At 68.4% G+C, this 8,984-nt stretch carries 8 protein-coding genes; 6 read left to right on the top strand and 2 right to left on the bottom strand.

What is annotated here, in order from left to right; translation table 11 throughout:
* Both PHX69_RS13170 and PHX69_RS13175 read left to right on the top strand, forming a co-directional pair.
* The coding region (locus PHX69_RS13170; RefSeq protein ID WP_288044236.1) for a DNA gyrase C-terminal beta-propeller domain-containing protein at positions 1-376 on the top strand (376 nt) is incomplete at its 5' end.
* A gap of 99 nt (positions 377-475) precedes the next feature.
* Positions 476-2,047 (top strand): methyl-accepting chemotaxis protein, encoded by a 1,572-nt coding sequence (locus PHX69_RS13175; RefSeq protein ID WP_288044237.1) that lies wholly within the window; start codon positions 476-478, stop codon positions 2,045-2,047.
* A 24-nt stretch (positions 2,048-2,071) separates the two neighbouring features.
* On the opposite strand, the gene PHX69_RS13180 is transcribed toward PHX69_RS13175, so the two are convergent.
* Positions 2,072-2,527, bottom strand: coding sequence for a RidA family protein (locus PHX69_RS13180; RefSeq protein ID WP_288044239.1), 456 nt, complete (start codon positions 2,525-2,527; stop codon positions 2,072-2,074).
* 121 nt (positions 2,528-2,648) lie between these two features.
* Between PHX69_RS13180 and PHX69_RS13185 the strand changes: the two genes are divergently transcribed.
* From PHX69_RS13185 to PHX69_RS13200, 4 genes are all read left to right on the top strand, one after another.
* A complete protein-coding gene (locus PHX69_RS13185; protein WP_288044240.1) occupies positions 2,649-5,342 on the top strand; it encodes a DNA internalization-related competence protein ComEC/Rec2 in 2,694 nt (897 codons plus the stop codon).
* A 111-nt stretch (positions 5,343-5,453) separates the two neighbouring features.
* Complete coding sequence (locus PHX69_RS13190; RefSeq protein ID WP_119011814.1) at positions 5,454-5,969, top strand: GNAT family N-acetyltransferase; 516 nt, start codon at positions 5,454-5,456, stop codon at positions 5,967-5,969.
* A gap of 8 nt (positions 5,970-5,977) precedes the next feature.
* A complete protein-coding gene (locus PHX69_RS13195) occupies positions 5,978-7,126 on the top strand; it encodes a methyltransferase (protein ID WP_119011815.1) in 1,149 nt (382 codons plus the stop codon).
* Between the two features lie 134 nt (positions 7,127-7,260).
* Complete coding sequence (locus PHX69_RS13200; protein WP_288044241.1) at positions 7,261-8,229, top strand: tRNA dihydrouridine synthase; 969 nt, start codon at positions 7,261-7,263, stop codon at positions 8,227-8,229.
* 27 nt (positions 8,230-8,256) lie between these two features.
* On the opposite strand, the gene PHX69_RS13205 is transcribed toward PHX69_RS13200, so the two are convergent.
* Positions 8,257-8,984 (bottom strand): ammonium transporter (locus tag PHX69_RS13205; protein ID WP_502958531.1); only part of this gene is annotated, 728 nt, incomplete at its 5' end.

The following is an 8,984-nucleotide window of genomic DNA, read 5'->3' on the forward strand; positions in this document are numbered from 1 at the left end:
CCTGGCCGAGGGCGAAACGGTGTGCGTGCCCTCGCACGCCGCCCACACCAGCGCCAGCGCACCGCTGCCAGCGGCCACACACGTGGCCTGCGCCACGGTGGGCGGGCGCCTGCTGACGTTTGACATCAGCGAACTCAAACCCATGGAAAAAGGCGGGCGCGGCCTGATGCTGATGGCCCTGGAAGACAAAGACCAGCTGGCGGGCGCTGCCGCCTACACGCGCAGCGTGCGCATTGCCGGTGTGGGGCGCGGCGGCAAGGCACGCGAGGAAACGCTGGAGATTCGCAGCCTGAACAACGCCCAGGCGGTGCGCGCGCGCAAGGGGCGCGATGCCAACTTTGGCTTCAAGCCCGCCAGTGTGGCGCGCGTGGTGTAACTGCCACCCTGGTGGCAAAAGACGCCCATAGCGGTTGAACAAACCACAGAAAGCGCGCAACATCGCCTGCAAACCAATACCGTTTGTAGGGAGATATGGATGTTGAATCAGTGGCGCATTGCGCACCAGCTGTGGCTGGCAGTGGCCTTCGTCATCACCATGCTGGTGCTGATCGTGGGTTTTTCGGGGTATCGCACGGCCATGTTGCAAACCCAGGGCGATGCCGTCAGCCGTGAACTGGGCGCGCGCCTGGATGCGGCCAGCCTGTGGATGGGCTTGACGCAAACCAACGCGGCGCGCACCCAGGCCCTGGTTACCAGCAGCGACCCGGCGGTGGAGGCCACCTTTAAAGATGTGATTGCTGCCACTTCGGCGCAAATCAGCGAAGTGCAAAAATCCATCGAGGCCATGGCACTGACCGAGGCCGACAAAGCGCAAATGGCCAAGGTGGCCGCAGCCCGCAAGGCCATGATCGACCTGCGCGGCCAGGCGCGCAAGCTCAAGGCCGAGGGCCAGCACGAGCAGGCCCTGGCCTTGATCAGCCAGTCGTACAACCCGGCAACCAGCGCTTACTTGCAAACCCTGCGCGACTTTGTGCAGATGCAGCGCGACGCCGCCCAGGCTTGGCGGCAAGAACAGGTGCGGGCGCGTGCGCACACAGCGCAAATGGCTACGGCGGCCATTGTGGTGCTGGTGGTGCTGATTGCGCTGGCCGCTTTCTGGTTCATCCGGGGCATGCAGCGCTCGCTGGCACAGGCCACGCAGTGGGCTGAGCGCATTGCCCAGGGCAACCTGAGCGCCACCGAGCGGGTCACCCGGGGCGACGAGTTCGGTGATTTGCTGCGTTCGCTGCAAACCATGGCCAGTGCGCTGGGCCGTGTGGTGTCGCAGGTGCGCCAGAGCACCGACAGCATCGCCACCGCCAGCGCCGAGATTGCCAGCGGCAACCACGACCTGTCGGTGCGCACCGAGCAGACCTCCAGCAACTTGCAGCAGACCGCTTCGGCCATGGACCAGTTTGCCAGCACCATTGGGCAAAGCGCCAGCAGCGCCCAGCAGGCCAGCAGCCTGGCCGTGGGGGCCAGCGCGGTGGCCCAGCGCGGCGGCGCGGTGGTGGCGCAGGTGGTGTCCACCATGCACGACATCCACCACAGCAGCCAGAAAATTGCCGACATCATCGGCGTGATCGACGGCATTGCCTTTCAGACCAACATTCTGGCGCTCAACGCAGCCGTGGAAGCGGCCCGTGCGGGCGAGCAGGGCCGGGGCTTTGCCGTGGTGGCCAGTGAGGTGCGCAGCCTGGCCGGCCGCAGCGCTGCGGCCGCGCGTGAGATCAAGCAGCTCATCGGCACCTCGGTGGACAAGGTGCAGGCAGGTTCGCGTCTGGTGGAAGACGCGGGCGCCACCATGCAGGAGATCGTGCAATCGGTGCAGCGCGTGACCGACATGATTGGCGAGATCACCGCCGCCGCCACCGAGCAAAGCGAGGGCGTTTCCCAGGTCAACCAGTCCGTGGGCAACCTCGACCAGATGACGCAGCAAAACGCCGCCCTGGTCGAGCAAAGTGCCGCCGCCGCCCAAAGCCTGCGCGAACAGGCCCAGCAGCTGGCGCAGGTGGTGTCGGTGTTCCGGGTGGACGCCCAAGGCGCGGTGGTCGCTGCACGCGCTTGAGGTTCGCTGCACCGCCCCGGCGACTCAGGCCAGTTCAGCGATCAGTTCGATTTCCACGCAGGCGCCCAGCGGAATCTGCGCCACGCCAAAAGCGCTGCGCGCATGCACGCCGCGCTCGCCAAACACCTGCCCCAGCAGCTCGCTGGCGCCGTTGGTCACCAGGTGCTGCTCGGTGAAGTCGCCCGTAGAGTTGACCAGGCTCATCAGCTTGACGATGCGCTGGATTTTGTTCAGATCGCCGGTGGCGCCGTGCAGCGTGCCCAGCAGGTCAATGGCCACGGCGCGGGCGGCCAGCTTGCCCTCTTCGGTGCCCATGTCACGGCCCAACTGCGCGACCCAGGGCTTGCCGTCTTTGCGCGCAATGTGGCCGCTGAGCATGAGCAGCTTGCCCGTTTGCACATAGGGCACATAGGCGGCGGCGGGCGTTGCCACGGGGGGCAGGGTGATGCCCAGTTCGTTGAGCTTGTCGTACACGTTCATGGGAGACCTTTCAAACAGTAGGTGAGTCCGCCTGTGCCTGCCACGGGGCGCCTGAGCGCGGCGGTGCAGGCCAGTGCGGTAGAGGGGCCGCAAGTGTTGCACACGCCCTTACCATGCCGACATGGATTTGCCGCCGTCTGCACCACCGCCAGCACCTGCACTGTCGCCATCTGCGCGCGTTTCGCCGTTGTCTGGCGTGGTGCCGTTGGGCAGCGCGGGCGCGCAGACTGTGGGCGATGCTGGCGATGCTGGCGATGCAAGTAGCGCAGGGCTGCGCCCGGCGTGGCTGCTGCCGGCTGCGTTGGTGGGTGGTCTGGCCGGGGCTGCATGGCAGGTGCGCCAGCCGGTGTTGTGGCCGCCCTGGGCCTATGGCCTGCTGGGGCTGGTGGCGGGTGTGCTGGCGCTGGCACTGGTGCGCGCGCCGGGGTGGTGGCGGCGCGCCGGGTTGCGGACGGGGGCGGTGGCATTGGCGGCTGCGCTGGCCATGGCCGGGGTGACTGGTTTGCGTGCGGCGCATTTTGCGGCGCAGGCCCTGTCCCCCGCGCTGGAGGGGCGCGACATCCGCGTTACCGGCACCGTGGTGGCCATGCCCCAGCCCAGCGCCGTGGGCCTGCGCTTTCGGCTGGCGGTGGAGTCGGCGCAGCTGGCGCCACCGCAGGGCGCGCGGCGCGGTGCTGTGCAATCCCCCTCTGTGGACGCGCCCCAAGGCATTGCTGCGGGCGCCACGGCAGATGCCGCCTTGGGCGGGCAGCCAGTGCGCCTGCCCACCCTGATCGACCTGGGCTGGTACCACAGCACGCTGTACGGCACAGGCGATGCGGCAGCGCGTCCGGCCCCCGCATTGCGCGCGGGCGAGCGCTGGGCCCTGACCGTGCGCCTGAAAGCACCGCACGGCGCCCGCAACCCGCACGGCTTTGACTACGAGCTGTGGCTGTGGGAGCAGGGCGTGCAGGCCGTGGGCTACGTGCGCACCGGCGCCCGCGATGTACCTCCCGTGCGCCTGGAGGCCACCGCCCAATACCCCGTGGAGCAGGCCCGCCAGTCGGTGCGCGACGCCATCCTGGACGCCCTGGCCGCCCCCGGTGATGGCCCCGGCAGTGGCCAGGGCGCGCAGGTGGCGGGCGTGGTGGCCGCGTTGGTCACGGGCGACCAGCGCGCCATCGACCGCGCCGACTGGGACGTGTTCCGTGCCACCGGCGTGGCCCATTTGATGAGCATTTCGGGCCTGCACATCACGCTGTTTGCCTGGCTGGCGGCAGCGCTGGTGCAGTGGCTGTGGCGGCGCTCGGCGCGGCTGTCGCTGGCAGTGCCTGCGCCGTCTGCGGCGCTGGTGGGTGGCGCAGCGCTGGCGGCGGCCTATGCGCTGTTCAGCGGCTGGGGGGTGCCCGCCCAGCGCACCGTGACCATGCTGTGCGTGCTGGCGCTGCTGCGTCTGGCGGGCCTGCGCTGGCCCTGGCCCCAGGTGTGGCTGCTGGCCTGCGCTGCCGTGGTGCTGACCGACCCGTGGGCGCTGTGGCAGAGCGGTTTCTGGCTGAGCTTTGTCGCCGTGGGGATTTTGTTTGCTACTGATTCAGGAGCTGCCAGCGCACGTCCAGCGGGCGTTAGAGGTCGATTTATCTTGATGCTGCGTGAGCAGTGGGTGGTCACGCTGGCTTTGAGTCCGCTGGGGCTGCTGCTGTTTGGCCAGATGTCGCTGGTGGCGCTGGGGGCCAATCTGCTGGCGATTCCGTGGGTCACGCTGGTGGTTACGCCGCTGGCGCTGCTGGGTGTGTTGTGGGCGCCACTGTGGCAACTGGCGGGCTGGGCGGTGCAGGCGCTGGTGGCGTTCTTGCAGCCGCTGGCCAGTGTGCCCTGGGCATCGCTGTGGTTGGCCCAGGCGCCGCTGTGGGCCGGGCTGGCGGGGGTGCTGGGGGGCGCGCTGTTGGCGCTGCGCCTGCCGTGGCCAGTGCGCGCGCTGGGCCTGCCGCTGCTGCTGCCCGTGCTGTGCTGGCAGACGCTGCGGCCCGCGCCCGGCCAGTTTGAATTGCTGGCCGCCGACATCGGCCAGGGCAGCGCCGTGCTGGTGCGCACGGCCCGCCACAGCCTGCTCTACGACGCTGGCCCGCGCTACAGCCTCGACAGCGATGCCGGCGAGCGCGTGCTGGTGCCGCTGCTGCGCGCGCTGGGCGAGCGCCTGGATGTGCTCATGCTCAGCCACCGCGACAGCGACCACACTGGCGGCGCGCCCGCCGTGCTGGCCGCCCAGCCCCAGGCGCTGCTCACTGGCTCCATCGCCCCGGAGACGGCACCAGCGGCTTTGCCACCGGCCCAGCCCTGCGTGGCGGGCCAGCGCTGGCACTGGGATGGCGTGGAGTTTGCCGTGATCCACCCCGCGCAGCCTGCCACGGCCCACACCCCCGGCAGCGCCCGGCGCCCGCAGACCAACGCACACAGCTGCGTGCTGCGCATCACTGCTGCCACGGGCGCGGCAGCCCTGCTGGCGGGCGACATCGAGCGCGCGCAAGAGCAGGCCCTGGTGGCAGCGGGCGCACCACTGGCCGCCGATGTGCTGCTGCTGCCCCACCACGGCAGCAAAACATCGTCCAGCGCCGAGTTTCTGGATGCCGTGGGCGCGCGCAGCGCCTGGGTGCAGGCGGCTTACCGCAACCGCTTTGGCCACCCCGCGCCCGAGGTGGTGCAGCGCGTACAGGCGCGCGGCATGGCGCTGGTGCAATCGGCACACTGCGGCGCGGCCACCTGGTCTTCGACGCAACCGGCGCAGGTGCAGTGCGAGCGCCAACAGCGCGCGCGTTATTGGCAGCACCTACCGCCATAGGCCCGGGCCGCAGTGGGTGCTAGCGCTCCTGAGGGTATTGGGCGGAAATTCGTTTGCGGCGACAATGCGCGTCCTTTTGAATTTTTCCCCTGTTTCCGTTCGGTTTTCTCCATGTCCATTCAGGTACGCCCCGCGACGCTTCGCGATGCCAAAGCCATTGCCCAACTCCACACCCTGTCTGCCCAGACGGCCTACAAAGGCCTGATTCCTGACGAACAGCTCAAAGCCATGTCGGTAGAAAAACGCCAGGCCTACTGGCGTGAAGCCATTGAATACTGCGAGCCCCAGGTGCAGGTGGCGGTGGAAGACGAAAAGATCGTCGGCTTTGTCGGTTACGACCGCTCCCGCGATGAAAAATCGCGCCCCACCACGGGTGAAATCTGGGCCATTTACGCCGCCCCCAGCCACTGGAACCAGGGCGTTGGCCTGGCCCTGTGGGATGCCGCCCGTGAAGGCCTGCAAGAAGAAGGCTGCACCAACGTCACCGCCTGGGTGCCGCTGCGCAACGAGCGCGCCATCCGTTTCCATGAACTCGCTGGCTTCAAGCGCGAAATGACCACCGCCAAAACCGCCGTGGTCGGCAGCGTGAAGATTGAAGAAGTCCGCCTCAAACGACCACTGAACTGAAAGACACCATGATTGAATGGAACGAACAGGGCGAGGTGCGCACAGCGCGCTGGCGTTCCGAAAGCGGCGCCAGTGCGCCGCGCCGCGTCGAGCTGGCCCACGACACCTTGTCCGCCGACTCTGCCTACCGCTTTGCCTGCGCTGGCACTGCCATGCTGTGGCGCAGCGATTTCCAGAACGCGCGTTTGCTCTTGCAAGCCTTGCAGCGGCGCATTGAGGCCAAGCCGCCCAAGGCGGCGGCCCGCGCGGCGCAAAAAATCGCCCAGTCCACGCCCGAAGAAGTGTTTCACCTGCACCGCCAGGCGCAGTCGCAGCGGGCGCGCACGCTGGCGGCCATCGTCATCCGGGTCGAGGGCGACTACCGCATCAAGCTGCGCCGCGCCCCCGACTGGACGGAAGCCCTGACCGAAGCCTGGGGCCCCGCCACGGGCGAGGCGCAGGTGGTGTCGCTGCGCGAGCTGCTGGGCGTGGTCGGCGCGCACGAGTGGCGCAAGAAGGGCGTAGAAATTGCCGCCCTGGGCGCAGAGCCGCACAACCGCATTCACCCGCACTACGGCGTGTTCTCGCCCGTGCGCGGCGAATACATCGATCTGGTCGCCCAAGCGCCGCTGCCCTCCAAGGCGCTGGCGTTTGACATCGGCACCGGCACGGGCGTGCTGGCGGCGGTGCTGGCGCGCCGGGGCGTGCAGCGCATTGTGGCCACCGAGAACGCACCGCGCGCGCTGGCCTGCGCCCAGGACAACCTCCAGCGCCTGGGCCTGCAAAAGCAGGTCGAACTGCAAGACGTGGACTTGTTCCCTGCCGGGCAGGCGCCGCTCATCGTCTGCAACCCGCCCTGGGTGCCGGCACGGCCCAGCTCGCCCATCGAGCGCGCGGTGTACGACGAAGGCAGTCGCATGCTGCGCGGCTTTTTGTCGGGGCTGGCGGCGCACTTGGCGCCCGGCGGCGAGGGCTGGCTGGTGTTGTCGGACTTGGCTGAGCACCTGGGCCTGCGCCCGCGCGAGCAACTGCTGGCGTGGATTGCCGAGGGCGGCCTGCGTGTGCTGGAGCGCCATGACGTGCGCCCCCAACACGCCAAGGCCACCGAGGCCGCCGATGCGCTGGCGCAGGCGCGCGCAGCCGAAGTCACCTCGCTGTGGCGGCTGGCTGCGGCCTGAACTACTGCGCTGTGACAGGGCCAGGCAGCGCAAGTTGTCTGGCTATTTTTTTGATAGCTGCCCGCGCTTAGCCCATAAGCGCTAGAGGCCGATTTGACTTAAATAAGCGTGCGGATTTGCTCCGCGCCCGCGCCATGACCTTGCTGCTCGCCCCCATGGAGGGGCTTCTGGATTTTGTGCTGCGCGACGTGCTCACGCGGGTGGGTGGGGTGGATCGCTGCGTCTCCGAGTTCATCCGCGTCACGGGCACGTTGCTGCCCGACAAAGTGTTTTTGCGCTACCTGCCCGAGCTGCACCACGGCGGGCGCACGCTGGCGGGCGTGCCGGTGCGCGCCCAACTGCTGGGGTCAGACCCGGTGTGCATGGCCGAAAACGCCGCGCGCCTGTCGGCCTTGGGCCCTGAGGGCATCGATCTGAACTTTGGCTGCCCGGCCAAGGTGGTCAATCGCCACGGCGGCGGTGCAGCCCTGCTGCAAGAGCCTGAACGCATCGCTGCGCTGGTGGCGGCGGTGCGCCGTGCCGTGCCCGCGCAGCTGCCGGTGTCCGCCAAGATGCGCCTGGGCTACCACGACGCCAGCCTGATGCGCGAGTGTGCCCAGGCCATGCAGGACGGCGGCGCCTGCGAGATCGTCGTCCACGCGCGCACCAAGCTCGACGGCTACCGCCCACCCGCGTACTGGGAGCTGATTCCGGCCATCCGCGCTGCCGTGTCGGTGCCCGTGGTGGCCAATGGCGAAATCTGGACGGTGCAGGATGCGCAGCGCTGCCGCACCGTCTCGGGCTGCGACGCGCTGATGCTGGGGCGCGGCATGGTGGCCGACCCCGGCCTGGCCTGGGCCATCCGCGCTGCCGATGCGCTGCCTGGCACCGCACAGGCCGCATCAGCGCCGGTGCAATGGCCCGAGCTGTTGCCCCATATCGCCCGCTTTTGGCAGTTGGTATGCGAAGACTTGGAGCCGCGCCAGCGGGCCGGGCGCCTCAAGCAGTGGCTGAACCTGCTGCGCCGCCGCTTCGCACAGGCCGAGGAGGCTTACCAAGCGGTGCGCACCCTGACTGACCAGCGCACCATTAGCGCCTGGGTGCAGGCACAGCAGCCAGGATAAAGGCGGCTGATTGCACCATTGTGGGGATTACCAGCTGGCGTCCCGGTCGGGGGTGGCACTGATTTTGTGCACAGACAAATCGGCGCCATCGAACTCCTCTTCTTGCGACAGACGCAGGCCCAGCGTGGCCTTGAGCGCGCCATAAACCAGCACTCCCCCGAGCAAGGCCCAGCACACGCCCATCAGCGTGCCGATGAGCTGGCCCCAGAAGCTCACGCCGCCCAGCCCACCCAGTGCCGATTGGCCAAAAATACCGGCGGCAATGCCCCCCCAGGCACCGCACAGGCCATGCAGGGGCCAGACGCCCAGCACATCGTCAATCTTCCATTTGTTCTGCGTGAGGGTGAACATCTGCACGAAGATGCCGCCCGCAATGGCACCCACCACCAGCGCCCCCAGCGGGTGCAACACATCGGAGCCCGCACACACCGCCACCAGGCCAGCCAGGGGGCCGTTGTGCACAAAGCCGGGGTCGTTCTTGCCCAGCACCAAGGCCGCCAAGGTGCCGCCGACCATGGCCATCAGGGAGTTGACGGCGACCAGGCCGGAAATCTTGTCCAGCGTTTGCGCGCTCATGACGTTGAAACCAAACCAGCCGACGATCAAAATCCACGCTCCCAAAGCCAGAAAGGGAATGTTCGAGGGTGGGTGCGCGGAAATGGCACCGTCCTTGCGGTAGCGGTTGGCGCGCGAACCCAGCAGCAGCACGGCAGGCAGGGCAATCCAGCCGCCCACGGCATGCACCACCACGGAGC

This window comes from Simplicispira sp. (genome assembly GCF_028687295.1).
GTDB classification, from domain to species: Bacteria; Pseudomonadota; Gammaproteobacteria; order Burkholderiales; family Burkholderiaceae_C; genus Simplicispira; species Simplicispira metamorpha.

Bases quoted from the DNA above. Each gene is read 5' to 3' on its own strand.
- PHX69_RS13175 (WP_288044237.1), top strand. From the start codon at position 476: ATGTTGAATCAGTGGCGCATTGCGCACCAGCTGTGGCTGGCAGTGGCC.
- PHX69_RS13180 (WP_288044239.1), bottom strand. From the start codon at position 2,527: ATGAACGTGTACGACAAGCTCAACGAACTGGGCATCACCCTGCCCCCC.
- PHX69_RS13185 (WP_288044240.1), top strand. From the start codon at position 2,649: ATGGATTTGCCGCCGTCTGCACCACCGCCAGCACCTGCACTGTCGCCA.
- PHX69_RS13190 (WP_119011814.1), top strand. From the start codon at position 5,454: ATGTCCATTCAGGTACGCCCCGCGACGCTTCGCGATGCCAAAGCCATT.
- PHX69_RS13195 (WP_119011815.1), top strand. From the start codon at position 5,978: ATGATTGAATGGAACGAACAGGGCGAGGTGCGCACAGCGCGCTGGCGT.
- PHX69_RS13200 (WP_288044241.1), top strand. From the start codon at position 7,261: ATGACCTTGCTGCTCGCCCCCATGGAGGGGCTTCTGGATTTTGTGCTG.